This window comes from Pseudodesulfovibrio sp. 7M6, from assembly GCF_050058625.1.
GTDB classification, from domain to species: Bacteria; Desulfobacterota; Desulfovibrionia; order Desulfovibrionales; family Desulfovibrionaceae; genus Pseudodesulfovibrio; species Pseudodesulfovibrio salinus.
Genome location: NZ_CP188816.1, coordinates 3,544,347 through 3,567,970, shown reverse-complemented (window position 1 = coordinate 3,567,970; position 23,624 = coordinate 3,544,347). Strand labels below are relative to the sequence as shown.

The following is a 23,624-nucleotide window of genomic DNA, read 5'->3' as shown; positions in this document are numbered from 1 at the left end:
ATGTCGCCCCCACACGGGGGCGTGGATTGAAACCTTGACCGAAGCGTATAAGGTGGCGTCCATTGTCACCGTCGCCCCCACACGGGGGCGTGGATTGAAACAATTTAGAGATTGAATATGAAATTACGGTTGTCTGTCGCCCCCACACGGGGGCGTGGATTGAAACGCCGGGTACGGCTCCAACCTCTCTCTGCTGTTCGGTCGCCCCCACACGGGGGCGTGGATTGAAACAAGTACACCATCGTGAACGATGATTGGGAAGCGACGTCGCCCCCACACGGGGGCGTGGATTGAAACCGACGCTGCCACAAGCTCATGCAGGGGAGCGCCCGGTCGCCCCCACACGGGGGCGTGGATTGAAACGGCGGACGCGAGTACGAGGTGCGGGCGGCGCACCCGTCGCCCCCACACGGGGGCGTGGATTGAAACAGAAAGACCATCCACAAACGAATGACAACAGACTCGTCGCCCCCACACGGGGGCGTGGGCGGGCCTGGAAACGTTCCCCGGCGACAAGTCCAATGAAAGGAAGGAGCCCCCCACAGGCGACAAACTGGACCGGATGATCGAAGCGGCCCAAGCCCAAGCATCGGCCTACTTGTGGGTGCTGCGGGAAACCTTGGCGCGGAGCATCGAGGTCCACCTGCTCACCATGAATCGGGTCAACTTCGTAGAGCGGTACGTCGAATTGGGAACGCGCAAGGACAAGAACCGGGCACTAGGGCAGTGTCCTGGTCTCCCCGAAGGGGCCGTCGGAGGCCTCTGCATTCCCCTACGCCGTCTGTCCGTCTTCCTTTGCCATCAGCTCTTTGCCATACATGGCGTAGAATCCACTGGGTACGACCACTAGGGTGAACAGGGTGGAGGCGACGAGGCCGAAGATGAGGGCCCAGGCGAGACCGGAGAAGATGGGGTCCAGAGTGATGGGCCAGGCGCCGAGGGCGGTGGTCAGGGCGGTGAGCACGATGGGACGCAGACGCACGGCGCCGGACTGGATGATCGCTTCCTTGAGCGGTCGGCCCTCCGCCACTTCGCCCTGGATGAACTCGATGAGCACCAGGGAATTGCGGATGACGATGCCGCCGAGGGCGATCATGCCGATCATGGAGGTTGCGGTGAAGAAGACCGGATCGCCGAAGCCGCCTACTGTTTTACCGGCTACGACATTGAGCAGCCAGAAGCCGGGCATGATACCGAGCAGCGTGAGCGGAATGGCGGCCATGATGAGCAGCGGCAGCACAAAGGAAGAGGTCTGGATGATGAGCAGGATGTAGATGCCGAGCAGGGCGGCCACGTATGCCAGCCCCATGTCGCGGAACACGTCCAGGGTTATCTTCCATTCACCTTCGCCCGCCCACTCGGCGCGGGTACCGGGGGGCATGGGATCGGATTTGAGCCGGGATTGGAGGTCGAGGACCGCCTCTCCCGGCGGTACGCCTGCGGTTTCGGCATAGACATAGGCAACGCGGTGCAGGTTCTTGTGGTAGATGGGCTGCTCCACCGGCACCTTGCGGAAGGTGCCGAGTTCGGCCAGCGGAACCATGTCTCCGGCAGGTGTTTTGAGCCGCAGCTCGCCCAGGGTTTCCGGGCCGGTGCGCAGGGATACGGGCAGCACGAGGCGCACGGGCAGGGCCTGGCGCTCGCGCGGCAGGTGGACGGAGGCCGGTGAGGCGCCGGAGAGGGCGAGGCGCAGGGTCTCCACCACGTCCCCGGCGGTGATGCCGTGCAGGGCGGCCTTTTCCTTGTCCAGCACATAGTCGTACATCATGCGGTCGGTCTCGGCGGAGTCGTCCAGATCCACCAGCCCAGGTTCCTTGCCCATAAGGGTCTGAATGTGCTTCGCGCCGTCGATGAGCGAGGAGTAGGGCAGGCCGGGCTTGCCGTAGACCTCGGCCGTGAGGGTGGCGATGACCGGCGGACCGGGCGGGGTCTCCACCAGCTTGATGTCTGCGTGATCTTTTTTGGCAATGGCGGTCAGATCGTTGCGGATGCGCAGGCCAATGGCGTGGCTTTGGGCGTCACGCTCGTCCTTGTTGCGCAGGTTGACCCGGATATCCGCAAAGTTGGGCTGCTCACGCCAGTAGTAGTGGCGGACCATGCCGTTGAAGTCCATTGGAGACGGCTGGCCCGTATAGGTAACGTAGTTGGTTACTTCGGGCACGGTACGCAGATAGGTCTCGAAATCGCGGACAACCCGGTCCGTGCGCTCCAGGGTCGTGCCCTCGTCCATGTCGATGAGCAGTTGGAATTCGTTCTTGTTGTCGAACGGGAGCATCTTGAGTGGCACAAGCCGGAGCAGGACCAGCCCGGCGCACAGGGCCAGACCGCCGACCATGGCCCCGAAGAGCAGCCAGCGGTTTCGCGGCGTGCCGATGAACGGGGTGATGATCTTGCGATACCACTTGAGCAGGTGGGGGTTGGTAGTGTTGGACTGGCCGGTTGCCGTGTCCACCGGGGCGGCGGGACGGTTCTTGAGCAGCAGATAGGCCATCCAGGGAACCACGGTCAGGGCGGCCACGGTGGAGAAGGAGACCGTGAGCGGCACGTTGGCGGCCATGGGGGCCATGTACGGCCCCATCATCCCGGTGATGAAGAAGAGCGGGGCAAAGGAAACGATGATCGCCAGCGTGGACATGATGACCGGTGGCAGGACCTCTTTTACGCCGTCCAGCGTGGCTTCCAGCGGGTTGCGACGGCCCATGCGGATATGGCGCTGGATGTTGTCCACATTGGTGATGGGATCGTCCACCACCAGCCCGAGCGAGAGGATGAGGGCGAAAAGAGTGACGCGGTTGATGGTGTAGCCGAAGAGGTAGTTGACGAAGAGCGCCAACGAAAAGGACATGGGCACGGCCAGGGCCACGACAAGTGCCTCGCGCCAGCCCAGGGTGAAGGCGAGCAGGGCGACCACGGTAATAATGGCGAAGATCAGGGAGGAGAGCAGCTCGTTGACCTTGGCGTGGGCCGTCTCGCCGCTGTTGCGGGTCACGGTGACCTCGACCCCGGCCGGGAGCACGGTCCGTTTCAGTTCGTTGACCCGCTTGATGACCGCATCGGCCACAGTGACGGCGTTGGTTCCCTTTTTCTTGGACAGGCCGATGGTTACGGCCGGGGTGTCGGGCTGGACGTCGTCCCGGCCCAGCTTGCTCAGGTAGAGATTGGAAAATCCGATACGGGAATAGCTCGCGGGTTCGGCCGGGCCGTCGGATACATCGGCCACGTCGCGCAGATAAACGGGCTTGCCATCGAATACGCCGACCACGAGGTTGGCCACGTCGTCTGCGGAGAGGAGAAAGGACTGGCTGACGACCTTGGTGCACTTGTCGTTGGATACGAAATGGCCGGAGGTCAGGGCGCGGTCCGCACCGCGCAGGGCGGTTTCCACTTCAAGGGGCGAGACGTTGAACCCGGCCATGCGGTCGGGCCGGACCTCCACGCGCACCTCTCGGCTGCGGCCGGAGTGCAGGCTGACGCGGGAGACATCCTCCACTGCCGCCAGCCGCTGGAAGAGTTCCTCGGCCATGCGCCGCAGATCGTAGTCCGTGTACTGCTTCTCATGGCCGTGGGCCGCGTGCAGGGTCAGGGCCACGATGGGCACGTCGTCGATCTCCACAGGCTTTACCGCCCAGCCGGAGACGATGGCCGGGGCAATGTCCTGGTTTTTCAGGATGGTGTTGTGCAGCTTGATGAGGGAATCCTCACGGTCCTCGCCCACGTAAAAACGGACGGTGACAGACGCCTGATCCTTGCGCGAGATGGAGTAGACATACTCCACGCCGTCTATCTGCCAGAGCAGCCGTTCCAGCGGCGTGGTGACGAGTTTCTCCACCTCGTCGGCCGAAGCGCCGGGCACCTGTACCACCACGTCGGCCATGGGAACCACGATCTGCGGTTCCTCCTCGCGCGGAGTGACCATGATGGCGGCCACGCCCAGCGCCATGGCGGCCAGGGCCAGGACAATGGCCATTTTCGAGGTCAGAAAAAAGCGGACAATGGAGCCGATGGCCCCATCCTTGCGGCGGGGTTCCTCCATTACTTGGCCTCCGTGGCGATGCCTATGCCAAGCGTTTCGCCGCCGGAGAGGCCGGAGAGAATTTCCACCTTGTCGCCGTGCCGTGCGCCCGTGCGGACGTAGACCGTCTGCCAGGTGGAGTCGGACTTGACGCGCACGGTCTCCAGCTGGCCGACGCGGGTTACGGCGGCTTCAGGGACAAGCACGCCCTCGCGGTCCCCCAGCGGGATGAGCAGCCGCCCGAACATGCCGGGGTATAGCCCCGGAATTTCCGGCAGTCGCGCCTTGACCAGGAAGGAGCGGGTTACGGGGTCGGCCAGGGGCTCGATCTCGTCCACGGTGCCCTCGATGGGCGATCTGTCGGCCAGGGCGGCGATGACTACAGGCAGTTTGTCGCCGATCTTGACGCGGCCGATGAGGCTTTCGCGGACCATGGCTTCCAGTCGCAGGCTGCCGCCGGTCTGGAGGGTGAGCAGTGTCTTGCCCGGAATGGCCAGATCGCCGGGGTCGGCCAGCCGCTGGGCCACTTCGCCGTTTTCCTGGGCGCGGATGGTGGTGTAGTCCAGGCCGATCTCGGCCTCCTGTACCACTTTGCCCGCTTCCCGGCTGCGGGACTGAGCCGCGCTGACGCCCTCGCGCGCCTGACTCAGGGCCGCCTTGGCCTGGAGATGAGCGGACTCCGCCTTTTCCACTTCTTCGGCGGTGACGACTCGTTTGTCATAGAGCTGCTTCATGCGTCGGTAGGTGGATTCCGCCTTGTCAAAGGATGCCTGTGCTGACGCCAGGGCGTCACGTGCCTGTCCTATCTGACTCTCGGCGGACATACGGGCCTGGCGATAGCGGTCCAGCTGAGCCTTGGAGGCACGGCTGTCCAACACCACCAGTTCCTGTCCGGCCTGGACCTGGTCGCCGGGGCGTACCAGCACCTGAAGCACCCGGCCGGTGACCTGAGCCTCCACACGGCTGTCGGTGCGGGCCTGGACTGTACCCACGGCGTCGAACACGCGTGGCAGGGCGGCCCGTTCGGCGGTGACCGTGGTTTTGGGGTCATAGCCGGACTTCCCGGGCACCGGAGCGGGCTGGGAGGAACAGGCGGCCAGGAAGAGAGCCGTTGACACGAACAGGATAAAACGCAGGGCATTGGTGTTCATGCATCCTTCATATCACAGGCAATGCCGGGATGCTACGCCCTTGCCTCGGTTTGAAATGGAAGTGGTACCCTATGAGGAACCCAGGCACTTTAAAGTGCCTTGTTGCGCTTGTCCTGTTGCATGGTATGTTGGTTCAGGTCTTCAACCATCGCCGTAGAGCAAGGAGAATTTTCATGTCCCTGATCACCGTTGATCCCAACCTGTGCAACCGTGACGGCCTGTGCATACAGGCCTGCCCCGCAAATGTTTTGCAGTCTGGAGTGGAGCATTTGCCGGAAGTGGTTGTCGGAGCCGCAGATCGGTGTATCCGTTGTGGCCACTGCGTGGCCGTGTGTCATGAAGGCGCGTTGACCCATGCGCAGCTCCCAGCCGAGAGCTTCATGCTTGTGCCATCCCGCCAGCCCGATGCGGAAGAAGTGGAGAATCTGCTCCTGTCCCGCCGGTCCGTGCGCGGCTTTAAGCGGCAGCCCGTCCCTCGCGAGCAGCTGGAGCGGTTGGTGGAAACCGCGAGGCGCGCGCCCACGGCATCCAACACGCAGAATGTGTCTTGGGTGATGATTCTGGACCCGGCGCGGCTGGACCGCATTCGGGAGTTGACGCTGGAGTGGTTGGCCGGGAATGCCAAGGGGGCACACCATGTGGAAGCTGCTAAGGCGGGACGGGACGTGGTGTTGCGCGGCGGCACGGTCTTGGCCGTGGCATATGGCCCGACCAAGTATGGATGGACCGACGTGGATAGCGCTATTGCTCTGACCTATATGGAAATTTTAGCCTCGTCCATGGGGCTTGGCGCGTGCTGGGGCGGGCTGGTGACCATGGCAGCCCGCTCGGTGGCCGAGTTGTCGGAGGTTTTGGGTGTACCGGAAGGTAACCGGATGGCCGGTGCGCTCATGCTCGGGCAGCCTCGTCAGCACCACTTTTTGATCCCACCCCGGAATCCGGCGCAGGTGGAGTGGCTGTAGGAAAGAACGTCGAAAATTGGGCAAAAAGATAGTGCGCGTTGCCTGTTCAGGCCATCTCCCGATTTCCTTGGGAGCTTCACGCGCACTCTATGATTTTTTCGTGTTGCGACTCGGTTCGCAGATTTATGGCTTTGCCCGGTTTAACGCTCATCACCCTCCGTTGCGGTTCATTCCATGTATCTCATGGGGAACGTCCCCTTGATGCCCATTTTGTCTTACTTATAAAGTAAGCACGTTTTGTCGGTTGTCCAGACCTGCGGTGTCGATTTTCGGTGCCGCCGGTCTCTTAAAAGAACACAAAAAAAGTGCGCCTTGCCGGGTTATCCGGCTTTGCGTCAGGGTCGGCATTTCAAACTTTTACTTTATGGCGACCTGTCGCGTGATTTGTTTGGCGCACATTGCTCTTTTCGGGAGTGGGCGACTCGATTCGCCATTATGTGAATAAAAGAAATCGGGTTCTATTTCCTCCCATCCTCCGTTTTTGAATCTTTGTTAATCCTCCCTCTGTGGGAGGAAAGCCTTTTGCCATTGATTCAAATATACGCCTGGCAAAGGTGTGAAGCAAGAGGGGATGGGGGAAAAAGTGCGTCCGTGGCCGCAACCTATAGTCGGGGCAGGAGATAAAAATGCATTTTGTTTCAGGGAGAGGGTAAGTCACTGGAAAGTGACAACAAATTTATATATATCACAATCATATGACAATATTATGACCGTGTGGAAAAAGCAAGCGAAAAGCCCTGCCTGTCGTTTTCGGCAGGTCAGGCTCCCCTTGCGGAGGAGTGGGAAGGGCTAGTCCTCGAAGGGGTCACTGATGAGGTCCGCAACGTGGGCAGGGTCCAGATGATGGAGGCCGAGTCCCTGGGTTGCGATATCGTTGCTCAGGCTGCGCAGGCTCACTGCGGCCTCTCCGGCCTGTGCGCGGCCGCTGTTGTCTTCGACCACGCCGGCGGCGACATCCAGGGCGGAAGTCCGCTTTTCGCGCAGCTTCTGAACCTTCTGGGAAATGGAATCAATATTGAAATCGATGGAGTGCAAGTTTTCCAAACCGGGCATTTTTGTCCCTCCTTGTGAAATTGCCCGGATTAAAGCAAAAGGTGTGCAGGAATAAATAAAGTTTGTATCGGCAGGTTGTTATGAATTGTTGCCTGCCTGGTTGGGGAAAGATTTTCCTGCCTTGTCCAGGTTTTTCAGATACCGGGACAAGCCGTCGGGATAGGCCGGACCCATCTCCAGATACCCCTGGTTGTGGCCGCCGCTCAGGGTCAGGAAGGACTTTGGTCCCTGATATTTCTCATAGAGTTCGCGTCCCATTTGCCACGGCACCACATCGTCATCGGGCGAGTGGGCGAAAAGGGCGCGGACGCCGACCTCGTTCAGAGCTCCCAGACTGTCGAACCGGTCGCGGATGAGCAGCCGGACCGGCAGCCATGGATAGCGCTGTGCGCCGATGGCCGCTGCCGAGGTGAAGGTCGATTCCAGTACGAGTCCGGCCGGGTTTATTCCCTCTCCGGCCAGTTCCCGGGCAAGTCCGGCGGCCACGGCACCGCCCAACGAGCGCCCGAACACGATTATCTGATCCGGCGTGGTTCCCTGTTTCATGAGGTGATCCCAAGCTGCCCGGGCATCGGCCAGCAATGCGGCCTCGGTGGGATAGCCCTCGCTTTGCCCATAGCCGGAGTAGTCGATGAGCAGGACGGAAAGCCCGAGGTTGTGGAACAAACGCAGGGAGGGCAGCCGGTGGGAGATATTGCCCCCGTTGCCATGCTGGAAGAGCAGGGTACGTTCTGCCCCGACACATGGGACAAACCAGCCGTGAATGCGGGTGCCCAGCCGGTTCTTGAGCCACACCTCTTCAAACTTCAGTCCCGCATCGGCCGGAGTCCCTTCCAGCTCCCGACGGGGCCGAAAGAGGATGCGCCGCTGCCCGAACCAGATACGGGCCGCAGCCGCCGCATATATGAACACGGCCAGAATAAGGAGGATAAGCCAGAATTTCATGTCCGCACCATAACTGCCCACTCCCCGCCCTTGGCAAGCCCTTTTACCGTCCCCTTCGCCAAAGGCGAGAACGGGATTCTCAAGGGCTACAGCCCTTGAGCCGCCGGAGGCGAAATCACCCGACCATCCCGCCGCAGGCGGCTTCCATATTCTCTTCCCTAACTGTCCACTCCCCGCCCTTGGCAAGCCCTTTTACCGTCCCCTTCGCCAAAGGCGAGAACGGGATTCTCAAGGGCCACAGCCCTTGAGCCGCCGGAGGCGAAATCACCCGACCATCCCGCCGCAGGCGGCTTCCCTATTCTCTTCCCTAACTGCCCACTCCCCGCCCTTGGCAAGCCCTTTTACCGTCCCTTTCGCCAAAGGCGAGAACGGGATTCTCAAGGGCCACAGCCCTTGAGCCGCCGGAGGCGAAATCATCCGACCATCCCGCCGCAGGCGGCTTCCATATTCTCTTCCCTCCTTCCCTTCCTTCCCTGCTTACTCTACAATACCCCCATGGAAATCGCAGGCGTCATACTGGCCGGAGGGCTTGGCTCGCGCATGGGGCACGTCAAGAAGGCGTTTCTGGATGTGGGCGGCAAAACCATTCTGGATCGGCTTCTGGCCGTGTACCGGCCCATTTTTTCGGAGATCGTCATCTCAGCCCGCGAGTCCAAGGATTTTCAAGCCATAGGCCTGCCCGTGGCCCAGGATCAATACGAGGCTCGCAGTTCCCTGACCGGCATTCATGCGGGATTGAACGCCATCCGCGCCTCTCATGGATTCTTTGCCGCTTGTGACGCGCCTTTCCTGCAAGGAACACTGGTTCGCGCACTGCTGGCCGAGGTCCGGCCGGAAGACGACGTGGTGCTTCCCTGCAAGGAGGACGGCTACACCGAGCCGCTGTGCGCCGTCTATTCCAAGCGCTGCCTGCCGCATATAGAGGCCCAGCTTGGGCGGGGCGATTTCAAGATCATTCGGTTCTTCGACCAGGTCCGGGTGCGCGAGGTGCCTGTTGCGCGGCTGACCCCGCATGATCCGGAGTTGCTCTCCTTCCTCAATGTCAATCGCCCCGAAGAACTGGCCCGGGCCGACCAACTGGCCCGCCGGAACGAAGCGTAGACAAGCGCATTTTCCAGGATTCACCCGATAATTCAGGTCCAGTTTACTGTTTTGTCCGGAACCTGTACAAGGTTCGATAGTCAATAACAGTTTGGGGACGCCGTTCTGTGGCGGATTGAGCGAATAATGTGAGGGGGGCCTGTGGCGAGATTGGCTGTTTCACTCATGGTTGCGGTTTCGTTTTTCCTGGCGTCCGGCGTCCGGGCCGGCACCTTTCAGGCAAAGGGCGACAAACCGGCCTCTATCGTTTTTGAGGACGAGAGTTATGATTTCGAGCTGCGCCGGGTGCTCGGCATGGCGGTCGCGGGCGGCTCGGATATCAATGAGTGCCTTGAGACGGCCCGCCGGATTCGGGAAGGGGACGCTGAATCCTGGTATACGCATTGGTACGCGCTTGGGGAGCGCATCCGCCGGTTGGGCGAAAGCAGTCTGGAGCGGGGGCACGAGGCCTCGGCGCGCGAATCCTTTTTCCGTGCCTCGACCTATTACCGGAATGCCGGATTCTTTCTCGTAGGCAACCCACGCGATCCGCGCATCCGCGATTCATGGCGGAAGAGCCGGGACGTGTTCCGAAAGGGCGCGAAGCTTCTGGATCATCCGGCCGAGGTTGTGGACATTCCGTATGAGGGGACCACGCTGCCCGGTTATCTGCTGCTGCCGGATGATACCGGGCAACCGCGAAAAACCGTCATCATTCAGACCGGGTTTGATGGTACGGCCGAGGAACTGTATTTCGAGAACGCCCGGTTTGCGCTGGAACGGGGGTGGGCCGTCCTTCTCTTTGAGGGACCGGGGCAGGGCGGCGTGCTGCGCGAACAGGGGCTGACCTTTCGGCCGGACTGGGAGAAGGTCATTATGCCGGTGGTGGATTTCGCCCTGGGCAGAAAAGAGGTGGCCCCGGACAAGGTCGTGCTCATGGGTATCAGCATGGGCGGTTATCTCGCCCCGCGCGGCGCGGCATTCGAGCCCCGTCTGGCCGCGCTGGTGGCCAACCCCGGCAACTATGACCTCTTCGGCCATCGGGAACCTACCCCGGAGCTGTGGGCGAGGATGCGCAGTGATCGGGACGCGGCAAACCGGGAAATGCGCGCCGCCATGGCCAAGGACATCGGATTTCGCTGGTTCATTGAGAACGGCATGTTCACCACCGGGACTAAAACACCGCTGGCCTTCATGGAATTCTACGACAAGTTCACCATGAAGGGGTTGGCTGGAAGCATTGCCTGCCCCACGCTTGTCGTAGCCGGAAGCGGGGATCACTTTGCCTCGAAAAAGGACGAAGAGCGGCTCTATGATGAGCTGAAATGCCGCAAGACCCTGCTGGTCTTCGATCAATCCACCTTGGCCTCGGGCCACTGCCAGATGGGAGCCATGATGCTCTCCAACCAGAAGATATTCGATTGGCTGGACGAGATGATCGGGGAGTGATTTTCATACTCCCTTCGGCCCGTTGCCAAAGTCGAAGTACGGCTTCGATTCCATCTTTACCGCTCGTTGTTGGAGTATAAATATTGTTACTTGTTGTAATATATGATTATTTTGTATTTGACGGATAATAGATGATATGTCATTTAATGACAATGGATGAATTTGAAACAAAACGAGAATCCCAGATCGGACTTTCCATCATTGCCGTGGGCCAGTCGTGGAAGCGGCTTTTCCGGCAGATCATGGCCGAGCAGGGATTGAGCAATATACCGGTGCTTCCCCTCTCTACGCTGTTGCAGGACGGGGATGGCATCCGGCAGCTTGAACTGGCCAAGCGGCTGGGAGTGGAAAACACTGCCGTGGTCCGTGTGCTGGACAATCTGGAAAAGGACGGGCTGGTCCGGCGCGAAGAGGACAGCTCGGACCGGCGGGCCAAGTTGATTTATCTCACGGACGAGGGGCGTGAGCTGGCCGCCCGGATTGTCGGTATCCGAAAGTGTCTGCGTGAGGAGATCCTTCAGGATGTGAGCCTTGAGGACGTCCGGGCCACGGAGCGTCTTCTCGCCAAGGTCGAAGCCGCAGTGGCCGGGAAGCTCGATCCGCAGAAATAGGCTTTTCCCATGCCTTCCTCAAACGCCCTTCATTCCGTAAAGGCCTTTCTTGCGGCCATGCTGGCCTTCGGCATTGCGCTCTATTTCGATCTGGACCATCCGTACTGGACCATCAGCACGGTCTATATCGTCAGCTCGCCCATGTCCGGCACCAGCGCCTCCAAGGGGACCTACCGACTGGCCGGAACGGTCATCGGCGGCATCATGACCGTGCTCATGGTCCCGCCCCTTTCCTCGTCGCCGGAGATGCTCTCCTTTGCGATCCTCGCCTGGGTTTCGCTCTGCGCCTATGTGGCCCAGCTGGACAGGACCCCTCGCGGCTATCTGTTTCAGCTGGCTGGGTATACGGTCCTGCTGGCCGGGCTGCCGGTGGTGGACAATCCCGGCAATGTCTTCTTCTTGGCGGTTTCCCGAGTGGAGGAGATCGGTCTGGCCATCATCTGCGCGATTTTGGTCAACCGCATCGTCTTTCCCGGTCATGTGGGACCCGTGGTGGCGAAACAGATCGACGCCTGGATGAAAAGCAGCCGCGACCTTGCTCTGGATGTCCTGAGCGGGGCGCACATGGATGCGGAGAAGACCGGAAAGGAATGGCAGGGGCTGACCGGCGGCATTGTCGCCATGCGCGAGCTGGTGGCCCATGTTGCCTTTGACGCGTCCCGGCACCGGGAACTGGTCAAGCTGCTGTCCGGCATTCAGGATCGGATGCGCCTTTTGCCGCCCATACTCTCGGGCATACAGGACCATATCCTCCAGCTCGGCCGCCATTTCGACGGCGGTCATTCCGGATTGGATCACCTGATGGGAGCTGTGGGCGAGTGGGTGCGCGAAGGGCGCGGCATGGACCGGGACGAGACCCTTCGGCTGCGCGGGATGGCGCGGGAGCTGGAGGAACAGGCGCTGAGCGAGACAGGGGACAGGCTGCTGATTTCCTCGCTGGCCGGTCGGTTGGGCCGGTTCATCGAGGTTTGGCACGAGTGCTCTGTGCTGCACCACGACCTGGGGGAAAAGCGGGTTTCTTCCCGCTCGGCGCGGCTTATTTCGCAAACGCCTCATATCCGCGTGTTTCGGGACCATGGCCAAGCCGTGCTCGCAGGGCTGGGCACAGCCCTTGCCATAGCCGCGCCCATGGCCTTCTGGATCGGTTCCGCATGGTCACCGGGAATGCTCGTCACCCAGATGTCCGGGGTGTTCTGCTGCCGCTGGATAGGCATGGACAATCCCAACTTCTTTTTGCGCAAGACGGCCATGGCGCTGGCCCTGACCTCTGTGGCCGCCATGGTCCTGAACTTTACGGTGTTCACCTCCCTCACCGACTTTGCCTCGCTGGCGGCGGTGCTGGGGTTGGTGATGATTCCGGCCGGGGCCATGCGCAAGACGCCGGGGCAGCGGATTACCAGCGCGCTGTTTTGCATCTTCCTGCCGCTCATGTCCGACCTGCACAGCACCATCAGCCTGGATTTCCGGGAGATGGTCATGACGGATATCGGTTTGGTGTTTGGTGTCATCTGCTGTCTGACCGTCATGACCCTGGTCCGGGTGCCCGGGGCCGAGGCCCGGTCCCGTTATCTGTTGCGGTCAGGGTGGAAGGTTGTGGCCGAAGTTGCGGAAAAACCCGGTCCCAATCATGAGGGCCGGTTGCAGCGGCTTCTTGATCTGGTTTCACTCTGGGCTTCGCGGCAGGTGGCCATAGCCCGTGACTCCGGCCTGCATCGGTACGACCTGCTGCGCGACTTGCGGCTGGGACATAATCTGGACCGCCTTCAGGCAATGGCCGCTCAGTCCTCGCCCCTTATCCGCAGTTCCGTGGCCGCCCTGTGCAAGGTGACTGCCGTTTTTTATCGGAACGGGCAGCGCGAGGAGGACAGGGACAACGTGCTCGTCACCCTTCAGCGCTGCGGCATGTGCATCTACCAGGAGGGGGATGGACCTCGCCATCGGCGGATGCTGGCTCTGCTGCTTTCCTCCCGGCTGTGTCTCGTTTTGGGAGTCTCTGCCCGGAGTGAATCCAAAACGCCGCTGGCGCCGCTTTGGGGAGTGTGACGTGCAGGACTTTGATATTTACGGTGTATTTGTTCCGGGGCTGGCCGTTTTGGCCTGCGTCGCCCTTGTCATGAATATTTTTTTGGCCAGGCTGCTGACCAGGGCCGGAGTGTATCGGCTCGTCTGGCATAGGCCGTTATTTAATCTCGCCATGTACGTCGCCGTGCTGGGTCTGAACGTCATGGTGTATATCAGGTATTTGCAATGAAAGGATTTTTCAAAAATAGTGGCAGGATGATGTTCACCCTGTGCATGTTGGCCTGTGCCGGATGGTTCGGGCTTCACCTGTGGCGGTTTTACATGGAGGCTCCCTGGACGCGGGATGGGCGCATCTGTGCGGATATCGTCCAGATCACGCCGGATGTCTCCGGGCTGGTCACGGAGGTGCGTATTGCGGACAACCAGTTGGTCCACAAGGGGGATACGCTGTTTCTCGTCGACTCCGAGCGCTATGCCTTGGCCGTGGAGCAGGCAAAGGCCGAGGTTGCCAGAACCGGAGCCACGCTGGCCCTGACCAGGAAGGATTTTGCCCGGTACAACTCCCTGGCGTCGAGCCGTGTTGTCAGTCCCCAGCGCAGGCAGGAGGCCGAGACCGAACTCAAGCAGGCCAGTTCCGCCTATGACGCCGCCTGCGCCAGTCTCAGGCTGGCCTCACTCAATCTGGAGCGGGCCAGGGTGAAAGCCCCGGTGGATGGGGTGATGACCAACTTTTCGCTCCGCCCCGGCAACTATGCGCACGAGGGCGAACCCGTGGCCGCGCTGGTGGACGCAAAATCCTACTATGTATCTGGATATTTTGAGGAAACCAAGCTGCGTCACATTCACCGCGGAGACAAGGTCAGAATCGACGTGATGGGTGAGACCGAGCCGATCTTTGGCCATGTGGACAGCATCTCGGGCGGCATCCAGGACCGGGACAACAGCGGAGCCGGCCTGCTGGCCTCGGTGGCCCCGACCTTCTCCTGGGTCCGGCTTGCCCAACGTATTCCGGTCCGTGTCGCAATTGACGACAATCCGTCCCACTTGCGCCTCATCGTGGGCCGGACCGCCACCGTCACCGTGTTGGCCGACAAGACGACGGACGGCAACGGCGTCTTTGCCTGGCTGGGCGGCACGGGCTTGGCCGGAAATCCGCAAACGACGACGGAGTAGGGCAGGGACGGCTAGAAACAGTAGAATAGTCCCATGCTGACGTTATGGGAACTGAAGTTGTCCAATTCTGCGTTATCCAACGACTTCCCGCATTCGGTCCGCGGCCTGACTGAGTTACGGTATGGACGCTATCGGCACGCAGAAGCGTAAATATGGGAACTTGGAGTTCGACAGACTTCCTGTGACCAAAACGTTGGGTGAAGCCATCGTGACGTGGTTGAAAGTGCGCTCTGTTGACGTGAATATCTGTTCGTGAGCCTGCCGGAGCACAACTATGCTTCGGATTTCTACGGGAAGTCTTTCGTGTCTCGATGGATATATTGACTTTCCATTTCCTTGCAGGCTCGTCATCTGGATGGAAATATTGCAATGCCCAGTAGCGAGGGCAGTTTAAAACTTCCTCAGAAGACCTGGATATTTTAATGAAGAAGAGGTCGTTGCCTGCGGGAGCCCATGAATCGTGAGAAAAAACTACCCCTTCCAGTATGCATCATTCAAGAGGTTGTTGCGCTCAATGCGGTGTTTCACCCATTTGCGTACGAATTTGACCGAACTAGACCAAGCATCATCAGTCTTGTCTTCCGATTTTAAACCGAATCCTGCCATGTAGTGGAGATTCCATGCTATTATGAATTTTGCCTTTCCCAAGTAGAGTTAAAGGACGCTAAGCAACTATTCGCAATAACAATAGAAGGAGTTATATTATGTCAAGGGAGATCTCCAAAAGCAGGCTTTAGCTTTGGCAAGCAAGTGGATTCGTCCAGATGAAATAGACTGTAAAAATACTACAAGATGTGAGACCTTCAATACGTACACTGAATTAGGGTAGGCTATGACGTTTAAATGAATTTGTGAGGTTCTGCATGGAAACGCATGAAATTAAGATGTCCCTTTTTAAAAATGCCTGCACATTTATTGAGGAGGCAGCCAGAAAAGCTGTTGAAGCAAAAAATGCACCCTGGCAGTGGAAGTTTGCAATTCTCAATTTGGTTCAAGCTATCGAACTGTCGTTCAAAGAACGCTTGAGAAATGAGCACCCAGCCTTTGTTTATCAAGATGTTGATGTCCAAAAACACACGATCAGCCTTCGAAAGGCTTTGTCCCGGATTCAGAAATTATGTCCATGCAACTTCACCGAGAAAGAAATTAGAACGATCAAATCTGCGGTTAAGAAACGGGATGCTATTGTCCATTATGAGTTCGAAATTAACCCAAAAGAGGCAAAGGTTATCTTCGCTAGGTTGATCGGCTTTCTATCTCATTTTTTCAACAAGCACTTAGATAAATTCATTGATTCATATGTGGATTCAGAAATTTGGAAGAAGGTGCTTGAAATTTCTGAATATGGAGAAAGCCTCTATCAAGCCGCTTTGAAGAATATTGCAGACAACGACTATCAAGACATCCTTTTTTGCCCTTCATGCAATTACGAAACTTTCGTTTACCAAGACGAGATCAATACCTGCCTAGTGTGCGGACATCAGGAAGATGTGCATCAATGTGAAAAATGCGGCGAGATTCTATTGGGGCGAGAAACGTACTCGATGGAGGTGGGAGAGTATGACTGCGAGCTATACTGCTATCAGTGCTATGACGGCGAGATGTATATGGATTACTACTATGAGCAAGCCCATGGGAAATGATTACAAGGCAATAACTGGCTCACACTTAGGCCCCTCACCACTTCTTAGGTAATGTAAATATATTACAGACACGACACAAAAACACGTCGCTAACATGATCTAAAAAAATTGTCTCCCCCAATGCAGCGAATTTATACAAGAAAAAATATTTGCGTCCAGGATTTGTGCCAAGCACAAAAAAAGGACTTACGATTTTTCGTAAGTCCTTTGATTTCAATGGCGTCCCCAAGGGGGGGACCCCTGTTGCCGGCGTAAGAGGGTATATTGAAAACCAAGGGAAGTCTCTTACCTACGTTGTTTTAGCCAGTTATAAACACCACCAACGCCATGAAAAGCACGTTTGATACGCATGGAGCCACGGACGAGCCACGAATGAATGGGACAATTTTCCACCGAAATGAGGACCCGACGCTGTTTGATGCCCAGGGGTAGGCGGTCGGCGTCGTGGACGTCGTGCGGTTGTTGCACATGATGTTGATTGTCATGCGTCGGAACAATCGATCTTCCGCCTTGCGCGAGGCGCAGGAGGTTGCCGGAGATGTTAAGACCATGGAGCAGGTGCTCGTCTTGGGGACATATTCCGTCGACGGGGGAGTAAATTCGTCAGCTTCATCGGGATGTGTCGCGCCGTAGCATCAAGGACGAACGCCATCGCAGCAACTTCAAGACTCCCTCGAACTGTGCGCCACGTCCTTTGGAACACGACCAACGGATCGAATTGGTCTTTGAGACGGCCACGCCCTTTGGCAACCCCGACTCATGCGCGAGTTGATCGAATGGATGAAATGCGCCCTGGAAACCAGAACCTTGTCCCCCTGCTCGTCGTTCGGCATCTTTGCCGTGCCCTTTCTGCTTAGGTTTCGCAATCGCAGGGTTGGGCTTTTGGCTGCTGGGCGGCTGAGTCGTTGAACTGCATTTGGTATAAATGGTTATACAATTCGCAGTTATCGAGGAGATAACGATGGGTCCCGCTGGCAACCAGGCAACCCTTTGCCATGACTATGATGACGTCCGAGTTGAGGATGGTGGACAACCGGTGGGCGATGACAATGGATGTCCGGCCCTGCATCAGGTTCTCCAAGGCCTTCTGGACCAGCCGTTCGGATTCGGTGTCCAGGGCGCTGGTGGCCTCGTCGAGAATGAGCAGTGACGGGTTTTTCATGATGGCCCGGGCAATGGTCAGGCGCTGCTTCTGGCCCCCGGAGAGCTTGACTCCGCCCTCGCCGACGAGCGAGTCGTAGCCGTTGGGCATGGCAGCGATGAAATCGTGGGCATAGGCGGCCTTGGCGGCTCGCATCACATCGGCCATGTCGTACTCGTCGCAGGCGTAGGCGATGTTGTCCGCCACGGTTCCGTTGAACAGGAACACGTCCTGGGAAACCAGGCCGAGACTCAGACGCAGGCTTTTGAGTCTATACTCGGGCAGGGGCAGGCCGTTCAACCGGATCTCCCCGGCCTGGATGTCGTAAAACCGGGGAAAGAGGTTGACCAGGGTGGTCTTGCCCGCTCCGCTGGGGCCGACAATGGCCACCCGCTGCCCCTTTTTGACGGAAAAGGAGAGGCCGTCCAGGGCCGGGACAGGGGCATCCGGGTAGCTGAACCGGACATCGCTCACGGTCAACTCCTTGAAATTCCCGTCGAATTCTACGGTTCCGTCCTCCTCGATCCCGATGTTCGGGGAATCCAGGATGTCGAAGACGCGCTCGGCCCCGGCTAAGCCGGCCTGGATCTGGCTATTGGACATATTGATCTTCTTGACCGGCTCGTAGAGCTGGATCAGGCAGGCCAAAAAGGCCGTGAGTTCACCGGGGGTCAGGTGGCCGTTGTATATGCGCCACCCCCCGATCCAGAGCACGATGGCCCCGGCCGCCGCAGCGAACAGGTCCATGATCCGCGAGGAGGATTCGGCATAGAGCAGCTGCCGGATGATCAGACGGGTCAGTCGGTTGTTCTCCCAGCTGAAATGCTTCTCTTCCCCATGTTCGTTGGCAAAGGCCTTGATGACCTTGATGCCGCTGAAGCTCTCGTTGAGGACAACATTGACTCCGGCCAGTTCGGACTGCATTTTCCGGCCGTATTTCCGCACTTTCTTGCCGAAATAGATGATGGGGTAGACGGCCACGGGGAGTACCACTCCCCCCCAGAAGGCCAGGTACGGATCGAGATAGATGGCCATGCCGATGAGGGCGAGGAGGGTGAATATCTGCCGGGCGAACATGATGACGCTGGGCAGGCACTGCCGGACCGTCACCACGTCGTTGACGATGCGGCTCATGAGCATGCCCACCTCGCTGTCGGCAAAGAAGGAGGCGGGCAGGCGGATGATCTTGTTGAACAGGTCGTGCCGCAGATCGCGTAGCACCAGGATGCCGGTGGCGTTCATCACATAGGCCTGGATGAACTGGAGCACTCCCTTGGACATGATGAGGGCGACCAGTCCGACTACGCAGAGCTTGAGCATGCCCAGATCCTTGGCCAGCAGTACGTCGTCGATGACGTAGCGGGTCAGCCAGGCCAGGGCCGGCGCCACGGGCGTGTAGAGCACCATGGCGATGACCGCCACGACCACGCGGAATTTGTAGGGGGCAAAATAGCTCACGCTCCGTTTGAGGAGGTGAAGATTTCCGAATTCGTATAATTGCGTGTTGCGGGCCAAGAAGCCTCCTGATCGCCTGTTTTCCGGCCCCGACAATGACATGGGACCGGGGAGGCCCCATGTTGGGGTATTTATCCCTTTGTAGCAAGGCCGGAATTCCAGTCCGCCTGGGGGAGGGATGGATCCCGGCTGCCGGAGCGGGGCGGTCGTGGGTCAGGGACGGTGCAGGGTCAGCCGGGGAATGGCGGCGAAGAAAATGCCGCCCCAATCCTTGATGTAGCCGTGTCCCCGGACGACTTCCGTGGTAAGGTTCCACGGCAGGATCATGACATAGTCGGGTTTCCGCTCCCTGAGGGTCTCGGGCGCGAGCACCGGGATGTGGCTGCCGGGCATGAACAGCCCCTGCTTGTGGGGGGAGGCGTCCACGCAGAAGTCGATGAGGTCCGTGGACACCCCGCAGTAGTTGAGCAGGGTGTTGCCCTTGGCTGCGGCCCCGTAGGCGGCCAAGCTCTTGCCGGCCTTTTTCTGTTCCTTCAGGAAGGCCAGCAGATCATCGCGCACGCGGTCGGCCGCGTCCTGAAAACAGTCGTAGTAGGACATCCGGCGCATGCCGAGTTCCATCTCCCGGCCAAGGAGTTCGGTCACCCGTTGGGACACCGGGCGGTCGCCAGCCTCGGGGCAGGCGAAGACCCGGAGCGAGCCGCCGTGGGTGGACAGCTCCTCTACGTCAAAGACGCGCAGCCCGGCCTTGGCGAAGATGCGTTGCACCGTGTTCAGGCTCAGGTAGGAAAAATGCTCATGGTAGATGGTGTCGAATTGGTTCTCCGCCACAAGGCGCATTAGGTGGGGAAACTCCAAGGTGGCCACGCCGGTCTTTTTGAGGATGGCGGCGATGCCTTTGACGAAGTCGTTGATGTCCGGGACGTGGGCCAGCACGTTGTTGCCGATGAGCAGGTCCACCGGCCCCCGCTCTCCGATCAGACGTTCGGCCAGGGTCTGACCAAAGAACTCGGTCACGGATTCGATGCCCTTTTGCGCGGCGGCCTCGGCTGTGGCCAGGGAGGGCTCCACCCCGTAGCAGGGGATGCCCTTCTCCTTCATGTACTGGAGCAGATAGCCGTCGTTGGAGGCGATCTCCACCACCAGCGATTCGCTGCCCAGCCCGAAGCGGTCCGCAGCCATGTCCGTGTATTTCCGGGCGTGCTCCAGCCAGGAGGTGCTGTAGGAGGAAAAATAGACGTATTCCTCGCTGAAGATCTCCGAGGACTTTTTGTACTCGTCCACCTGAACCAGGAAGCACTCGGGACAAGTGTAGATCTTCAGCGGATAGGTTGCCTCGGGCTCGTCAAGCTGGGGCTTGGAGAGAAAGGAATTGGAGGGCGGCTGACTGCCCAGGTCGATGAAGACATGGTCGAGAGGGGTGTGGCAATGGCGGCATATCATATCTGTATTCCTTGGAAATTATCGTCGATAAGAGCGTGTTTTCTGTCGCGTTCCGACAAATCGGCAGGGGGCAGCGGCCACTGGATGCCCACGGCGGGGTCGTCAAAGCGGATGCCGCCCTCGAAGTCCGGGGCGTAGTTTGCGGTGTGCAGGTAGAGGAGCTGCGAGTCCGGCTCCAAACACTGAAAGCCGTGGGCGAATCCCTCAGGGATGTACATGGCCCGCAGGTTTTCCGGGGTGAGCACCTCGCCGTGCCAGTTCAGGAAGGTGGGCGACCCGGGGCGCAGGTCCACGGCCACGTCAAAGACCGCGCCGTGCAGGCAGCGCACGATCTTGACCTCGGCATGGGGCGGGTACTGGAAATGCATGCCCCGGATGGCGCCTGGAGCGACCGTGTGCGAAAAGTTGATCTGTGCCAGGGGGGTGTCCAGGCCGGCCTCCCTCAGCTCCGTAGCGCAGAACAGGCGGGCAAAGGCCCCCCGGTGGTCCGTGAAGGGCTGGGATTCAAGCAGGAAGCACCCGCTAAGCGGCAACGGCGTTATGCGCATGATCAGACGCGTTTGACAAAGGCGTTGGGCCAGTAAGTCATGTGGTGCCCGGTGACCGTCCCCTCGTTGAAGCGGATGAGCGGTTCCACGATGACGTACTGCGGATTCTTCGCAACGAACTCCTCGGCGGCTGCGGCCGAGTGGTTCCAGGACCAGTCGTCCTTGGCCCGAGGCGCGCCCATCAGGTCGCGCTGGATGCCGTCCATTGCCACGATGTAGGAACCCTGGCCGATGAGCGGGGCGTAGAGCTCCAACTCCGCAGCCACGTGGGCCTTGGTGTGGCAGCCGTCCAGGAACACCAGGACTTGTTCGCCGGGCCTGATCAGTCCCTTGACCTTGTTCAGGGTCTCCTCGGAGATGGAGTCGCCTTCGATGAGTTCGATGCGGTCGAACATCTCGTGGGCCTCGATGGCCTTGCGATTGTGGGGGCGGATCTCGATGTCCACGCCGATGATTCTGCCCTTGCCCATGGCCTTGCACAGGCTGGCCGAGTACACCAGCGATCCTCCGTGGGCCACGCCGATTTCCACGATCACGTCCGGTTTGACCTCATAGATGATCTCCTGCAGGCGGATCATGTCGTCGGGCAGCTGGATGATGGGCCGCCCCATCCAGGTGAAGCTGTATACGTACTTGGTGTCCCAGCCCACCCGGAGCATGGCCTTGGCCATAACCCCGAAGGCCTCGTCGGAATTGAACGGATAGGACGTCTTCTGCCCCGCCTCCTCGACGGTGACGACGGCGTTTTCGGTATCTATGGTGATCATGGGGTTAGCAGGCTCCCTTTTTTTCACGGATTTTTTGTTTTCTGGCCTCCAGGTCCAGCAGGGATTCTTCGCTCTGCTGGCCGCCGTGGGCCATGGTTCCGGCCTTTTCGAGGCGGCTGGCCGCGTAGGCGCAACGCCGGTGGAGTTCCTCGGCGGAAAAGGTCTGGTCTAGATATTTTTCAGTGGGCAGTCCCTTGCGAATTTCGATGCCGTACACTGCGGCCTCGTCATAGTTGGCCGAGGCAAAATCGATACTAGCGTCCAGCTCCTCCATGGTCTCCGTGGGGAAGCCGATGATCAGGTCCGTGCGCAGCACCACTCGGGAGTTGTTGGCGGACACTTGGTGGAGAAAGTCGCCCAACCTTTCGGATAGCTGCGGGCGGCCCATCATCTTGAGCAGCCGGGGGCTGGTGGACTGGATGGGCATCTGGATGTCCGTGACCCGGGGGTTGGAGAATAGGGGAAGCAGCTCATCCGCATATTTGGTCACGCCGATGGGGTGGAACTGGGCCACGTGGATGTCGAAGTGTCCGTCCATGGCCAATACGTCCCGCAGCAATTCCGGGAAGGTGGTGCCGATGTCCGTCCCGTAGTAGGCGGTCTCCATGCCGGTCAGGACAAGGATGCGCAGGTTTTCCTGCTTCAGCTCCTCAATCTGGTTGAGTATGTCCTTGCGGGTCCGGCTGCGCAGAGGGCCCAGCCCGATGCGGTGGGGACAGTAGGTGCACTTGAACGAACAGCCCATGGCGATGTTCACGAACCGCTTGGTCAGGTCGTAGAGCCGATAGTCCTCCCTGGTCCGGAACATGGAGGGCGCGGACAGCTCTTTCATGGTCACCCTGGGATGGTCGATGAGCGACTCTATGTGCTCGAAGTTGTGGGTGTCGATGCACCGTCCGGAATGCACGGCCCGGATCCCCTCGGGGTTGACGTTGTTCACGCATCCCACGGACACGACCTTGTCGCCGTATTTCTGGAGGCTCTGCAGGGTGTGGATGGAGTTGTGCTCCAGCTTTTCCCAGCCCGAGCAGGTCAGGCAGAGCAGCAGGTCCGCCTGGTCCGGGTCGGTGGTCACTTCCCAGTCGTTGACCAGAAAGAAGTCCTGAACCCTGCGCATCTCCAGTTTAATGGTCGTGCACATTTCATCAGGTGTGAAATAGACTTTCGGCATATCGAATTCCTATGCGTCCTTTTGGCCGACAAAATAGAACATGTTTTCCTTGATGAACCCGTTGTTCACGCAGACCCGTTCGTACAGGGTGATGAACTCGGCGAGCTGTTTGACTTTTTCCTCGTCCCCGCGCAGGCCGCCCAGCAGTCGGTAGATGAAGGAGCATCCCGGCCGGGTCTCGATTTCCCTGAACCGGCTTCGGGCCGCGGACAGGATCTCCTCGCCGTTGGCCTCCAGGTCGTGGGGGGACTGGCCACCCGGCTCGTTCTTGTCCCGTTCCATGACATACTCGTAATGGGTGTCTTCGAAATAGGCGGCCAGAGCCTTGTCGTCCTTGAGGTGGGGCAGGATGTCCTCGGGGTCATACCAGTATCCGGTCAGGGCTAGCAGCCCCCGGATGAGGGCGACCTGTGCGGCGTCCTGGACTCGGAACCGCTCATGGCACGGCTCGTAGAACACCAAGTGCCCCTTGTCGGGCAGCATGGCGTGGCAGACGTCGACCACGGCCTGCACGTCCATCATGTGGTGCATGGACACACTGAACAGGATGACGTCAAAGGTCTTGTCGGCCATGGCCTTTTGCATGTCCTCAAAGGCAAGGACGCTGTAGTTCAGCGACCCGAACCCTTCGGTATAGGGGTTTTCCTCCAGGACCTGCCGGGCATGGCCGATGCAGGATGCCGATATATCCAGGGCCTCCACGTGATGGCCGTTGCGGGCCAGCTCAAGGGACATGTAGCCCGCGCCGCAACCCACGTCGAGGATGCGCAGCCCCTTGCCGCAGTGCGTGTCGAGCAGGTCGAGGAAGCCGTCCATAATCCAGCCGAGATACAGCTTGATGAACAGCGGATCGCGCCAGAAGCTTTTGTAGAAGTACTCGCACTTGACGGCCCGGCGAAGGTCCGGAACGAACCCTGCGGCCACCCGCTGGTCTATGCGGGAGTCGAAGGCCTGGGCCTCGGCTTGGATATCGTTGTCGTTGTTTGACATGTTTACCC

18 protein-coding genes and 1 CRISPR repeat array (1 of these 19 only partly in view) are annotated in these 23,624 nt (G+C 59.4%); of the genes, 8 read left to right on the top strand and 10 right to left on the bottom strand.

The window, feature by feature from the left end:
* Nucleotides 1-429: direct repeats of the CRISPR family, unit length 31 nt; unit sequence GTCGCCCCCACACGGGGGCGTGGATTGAAAC; it reaches 3,136 nt to the left of the window's first position.
* A 343-nt stretch (nucleotides 430-772) separates the two neighbouring features.
* Both ACI0FG_RS16715 and ACI0FG_RS16710 read right to left on the bottom strand, forming a co-directional pair.
* Nucleotides 773-4,033, bottom strand: coding sequence for an efflux RND transporter permease subunit (locus ACI0FG_RS16715; protein WP_419786145.1), 3,261 nt, complete (start codon nucleotides 4,031-4,033; stop codon nucleotides 773-775).
* Nucleotides 4,033-5,163 carry an efflux RND transporter periplasmic adaptor subunit gene (locus ACI0FG_RS16710; protein WP_419786144.1) on the bottom strand — a complete coding sequence of 377 codons (1,131 nt, stop codon included), beginning with the start codon at nucleotides 5,161-5,163 and terminating at the stop codon, nucleotides 4,033-4,035. Before ACI0FG_RS16710 ends, ACI0FG_RS16715 begins: the two co-directional genes overlap by 1 nt.
* A 173-nt stretch (nucleotides 5,164-5,336) precedes the next feature.
* On the opposite strand from ACI0FG_RS16710, the gene ACI0FG_RS16705 reads away from it, so the two are divergent.
* Nucleotides 5,337-6,125, top strand: coding sequence for a nitroreductase family protein (locus ACI0FG_RS16705; protein ID WP_419786143.1), 789 nt, complete (start codon nucleotides 5,337-5,339; stop codon nucleotides 6,123-6,125).
* Nucleotides 6,126-6,914: 789 nt separating this feature from the next.
* Here ACI0FG_RS16705 and ACI0FG_RS16700 read toward each other — a convergent pair.
* Both ACI0FG_RS16700 and ACI0FG_RS16695 read right to left on the bottom strand, forming a co-directional pair.
* Nucleotides 6,915-7,178 (bottom strand): hypothetical protein, encoded by a 264-nt coding sequence (locus ACI0FG_RS16700; protein ID WP_419786142.1) that lies wholly within the window; start codon nucleotides 7,176-7,178, stop codon nucleotides 6,915-6,917.
* A gap of 78 nt (nucleotides 7,179-7,256) precedes the next feature.
* On the bottom strand, nucleotides 7,257-8,123 hold the full coding sequence (locus ACI0FG_RS16695; protein ID WP_419786141.1) for an alpha/beta hydrolase: 867 nt from the start codon (nucleotides 8,121-8,123) through the stop codon (nucleotides 7,257-7,259).
* A 495-nt stretch (nucleotides 8,124-8,618) separates the two neighbouring features.
* On the opposite strand from ACI0FG_RS16695, the gene mobA reads away from it, so the two are divergent.
* The 7 genes from mobA (at nucleotide 8,619) to ACI0FG_RS16660 (ending at nucleotide 16,101) form a co-directional block, all read left to right on the top strand.
* Entirely contained in the window at nucleotides 8,619-9,224 is a 606-nt protein-coding gene (mobA, locus tag ACI0FG_RS16690; protein WP_419786140.1) for a molybdenum cofactor guanylyltransferase, read from the top strand.
* 141 nt (nucleotides 9,225-9,365) lie between these two features.
* A complete protein-coding gene (locus ACI0FG_RS16685) occupies nucleotides 9,366-10,652 on the top strand; it encodes an alpha/beta hydrolase family protein (RefSeq protein WP_419786139.1) in 1,287 nt (428 codons plus the stop codon).
* Nucleotides 10,653-10,798: 146 nt separating this feature from the next.
* On the top strand, nucleotides 10,799-11,263 hold the full coding sequence (locus ACI0FG_RS16680; RefSeq protein ID WP_419786138.1) for a MarR family winged helix-turn-helix transcriptional regulator: 465 nt from the start codon (nucleotides 10,799-10,801) through the stop codon (nucleotides 11,261-11,263).
* Between the two features lie 9 nt (nucleotides 11,264-11,272).
* Nucleotides 11,273-13,306, top strand: coding sequence for an FUSC family protein (locus ACI0FG_RS16675; protein ID WP_419786137.1), 2,034 nt, complete (start codon nucleotides 11,273-11,275; stop codon nucleotides 13,304-13,306).
* 1 nt (nucleotide 13,307) lies between these two features.
* Nucleotides 13,308-13,514 carry a DUF1656 domain-containing protein gene (locus ACI0FG_RS16670; protein WP_419786136.1) on the top strand — a complete coding sequence of 69 codons (207 nt, stop codon included), beginning with the start codon at nucleotides 13,308-13,310 and terminating at the stop codon, nucleotides 13,512-13,514.
* Nucleotides 13,511-14,458 (top strand): efflux RND transporter periplasmic adaptor subunit, encoded by a 948-nt coding sequence (locus ACI0FG_RS16665; RefSeq protein WP_419786135.1) that lies wholly within the window; start codon nucleotides 13,511-13,513, stop codon nucleotides 14,456-14,458. Before ACI0FG_RS16670 ends, ACI0FG_RS16665 begins: the two co-directional genes overlap by 4 nt.
* 863 nt (nucleotides 14,459-15,321) lie before the next feature.
* Nucleotides 15,322-16,101, top strand: coding sequence for a hypothetical protein (locus tag ACI0FG_RS16660; protein WP_419786134.1), 780 nt, complete (start codon nucleotides 15,322-15,324; stop codon nucleotides 16,099-16,101).
* Between the two features lie 853 nt (nucleotides 16,102-16,954).
* On the opposite strand, the gene ACI0FG_RS16655 is transcribed toward ACI0FG_RS16660, so the two are convergent.
* The 6 genes from ACI0FG_RS16655 to ACI0FG_RS16630 form a co-directional block, all read right to left on the bottom strand.
* Nucleotides 16,955-18,757 carry an ABC transporter ATP-binding protein gene (locus ACI0FG_RS16655; RefSeq protein ID WP_419786133.1) on the bottom strand — a complete coding sequence of 601 codons (1,803 nt, stop codon included), beginning with the start codon at nucleotides 18,755-18,757 and terminating at the stop codon, nucleotides 16,955-16,957.
* A gap of 153 nt (nucleotides 18,758-18,910) precedes the next feature.
* Nucleotides 18,911-20,140 (bottom strand): methyltransferase domain-containing protein, encoded by a 1,230-nt coding sequence (locus tag ACI0FG_RS16650; protein ID WP_419786132.1) that lies wholly within the window; start codon nucleotides 20,138-20,140, stop codon nucleotides 18,911-18,913.
* Entirely contained in the window at nucleotides 20,137-20,688 is a 552-nt protein-coding gene (gene rfbC, locus ACI0FG_RS16645) for a dTDP-4-dehydrorhamnose 3,5-epimerase (RefSeq protein ID WP_419786131.1), read from the bottom strand. The genes ACI0FG_RS16650 and rfbC overlap by 4 nt, the downstream gene beginning before the upstream one ends.
* Before the next feature lie 2 nt (nucleotides 20,689-20,690).
* Nucleotides 20,691-21,455: a cephalosporin hydroxylase family protein gene (locus ACI0FG_RS16640; protein WP_419786130.1), complete on the bottom strand. Its 765-nt coding sequence runs from the start codon at nucleotides 21,453-21,455 to the stop codon at nucleotides 20,691-20,693.
* A gap of 4 nt (nucleotides 21,456-21,459) precedes the next feature.
* Complete coding sequence (locus tag ACI0FG_RS16635; RefSeq protein WP_419786129.1) at nucleotides 21,460-22,626, bottom strand: radical SAM protein; 1,167 nt, start codon at nucleotides 22,624-22,626, stop codon at nucleotides 21,460-21,462.
* A gap of 9 nt (nucleotides 22,627-22,635) precedes the next feature.
* Complete coding sequence (locus ACI0FG_RS16630) at nucleotides 22,636-23,616, bottom strand: class I SAM-dependent methyltransferase (protein ID WP_419786128.1); 981 nt, start codon at nucleotides 23,614-23,616, stop codon at nucleotides 22,636-22,638.
* Between the last annotated feature and the right edge of the window lie 8 nt (nucleotides 23,617-23,624).

What these genes read in the sequence shown, in the direction of transcription:
- ACI0FG_RS16715 (WP_419786145.1), bottom strand. Translation starts at nt 4,033, where the DNA reads ATGGAGGAACCCCGCCGCAAGGATGGGGCCATCGGCTCCATTGTCCGC.
- ACI0FG_RS16710 (WP_419786144.1), bottom strand. Translation starts at nt 5,163, where the DNA reads ATGAACACCAATGCCCTGCGTTTTATCCTGTTCGTGTCAACGGCTCTC.
- ACI0FG_RS16705 (WP_419786143.1), top strand. Translation starts at nt 5,337, where the DNA reads ATGTCCCTGATCACCGTTGATCCCAACCTGTGCAACCGTGACGGCCTG.
- ACI0FG_RS16700 (WP_419786142.1), bottom strand. Translation starts at nt 7,178, where the DNA reads ATGCCCGGTTTGGAAAACTTGCACTCCATCGATTTCAATATTGATTCC.
- ACI0FG_RS16695 (WP_419786141.1), bottom strand. Translation starts at nt 8,123, where the DNA reads ATGAAATTCTGGCTTATCCTCCTTATTCTGGCCGTGTTCATATATGCG.
- mobA (WP_419786140.1), top strand. Translation starts at nt 8,619, where the DNA reads ATGGAAATCGCAGGCGTCATACTGGCCGGAGGGCTTGGCTCGCGCATG.
- ACI0FG_RS16680 (WP_419786138.1), top strand. Translation starts at nt 10,799, where the DNA reads ATGACAATGGATGAATTTGAAACAAAACGAGAATCCCAGATCGGACTT.
- ACI0FG_RS16675 (WP_419786137.1), top strand. Translation starts at nt 11,273, where the DNA reads ATGCCTTCCTCAAACGCCCTTCATTCCGTAAAGGCCTTTCTTGCGGCC.
- ACI0FG_RS16665 (WP_419786135.1), top strand. Translation starts at nt 13,511, where the DNA reads ATGAAAGGATTTTTCAAAAATAGTGGCAGGATGATGTTCACCCTGTGC.
- ACI0FG_RS16660 (WP_419786134.1), top strand. Translation starts at nt 15,322, where the DNA reads ATGGAAACGCATGAAATTAAGATGTCCCTTTTTAAAAATGCCTGCACA.
- ACI0FG_RS16650 (WP_419786132.1), bottom strand. Translation starts at nt 20,140, where the DNA reads ATGATATGCCGCCATTGCCACACCCCTCTCGACCATGTCTTCATCGAC.
- rfbC (WP_419786131.1), bottom strand. Translation starts at nt 20,688, where the DNA reads ATGCGCATAACGCCGTTGCCGCTTAGCGGGTGCTTCCTGCTTGAATCC.
- ACI0FG_RS16640 (WP_419786130.1), bottom strand. Translation starts at nt 21,455, where the DNA reads ATGATCACCATAGATACCGAAAACGCCGTCGTCACCGTCGAGGAGGCG.
- ACI0FG_RS16635 (WP_419786129.1), bottom strand. Translation starts at nt 22,626, where the DNA reads ATGCCGAAAGTCTATTTCACACCTGATGAAATGTGCACGACCATTAAA.
- ACI0FG_RS16630 (WP_419786128.1), bottom strand. Translation starts at nt 23,616, where the DNA reads ATGTCAAACAACGACAACGATATCCAAGCCGAGGCCCAGGCCTTCGAC.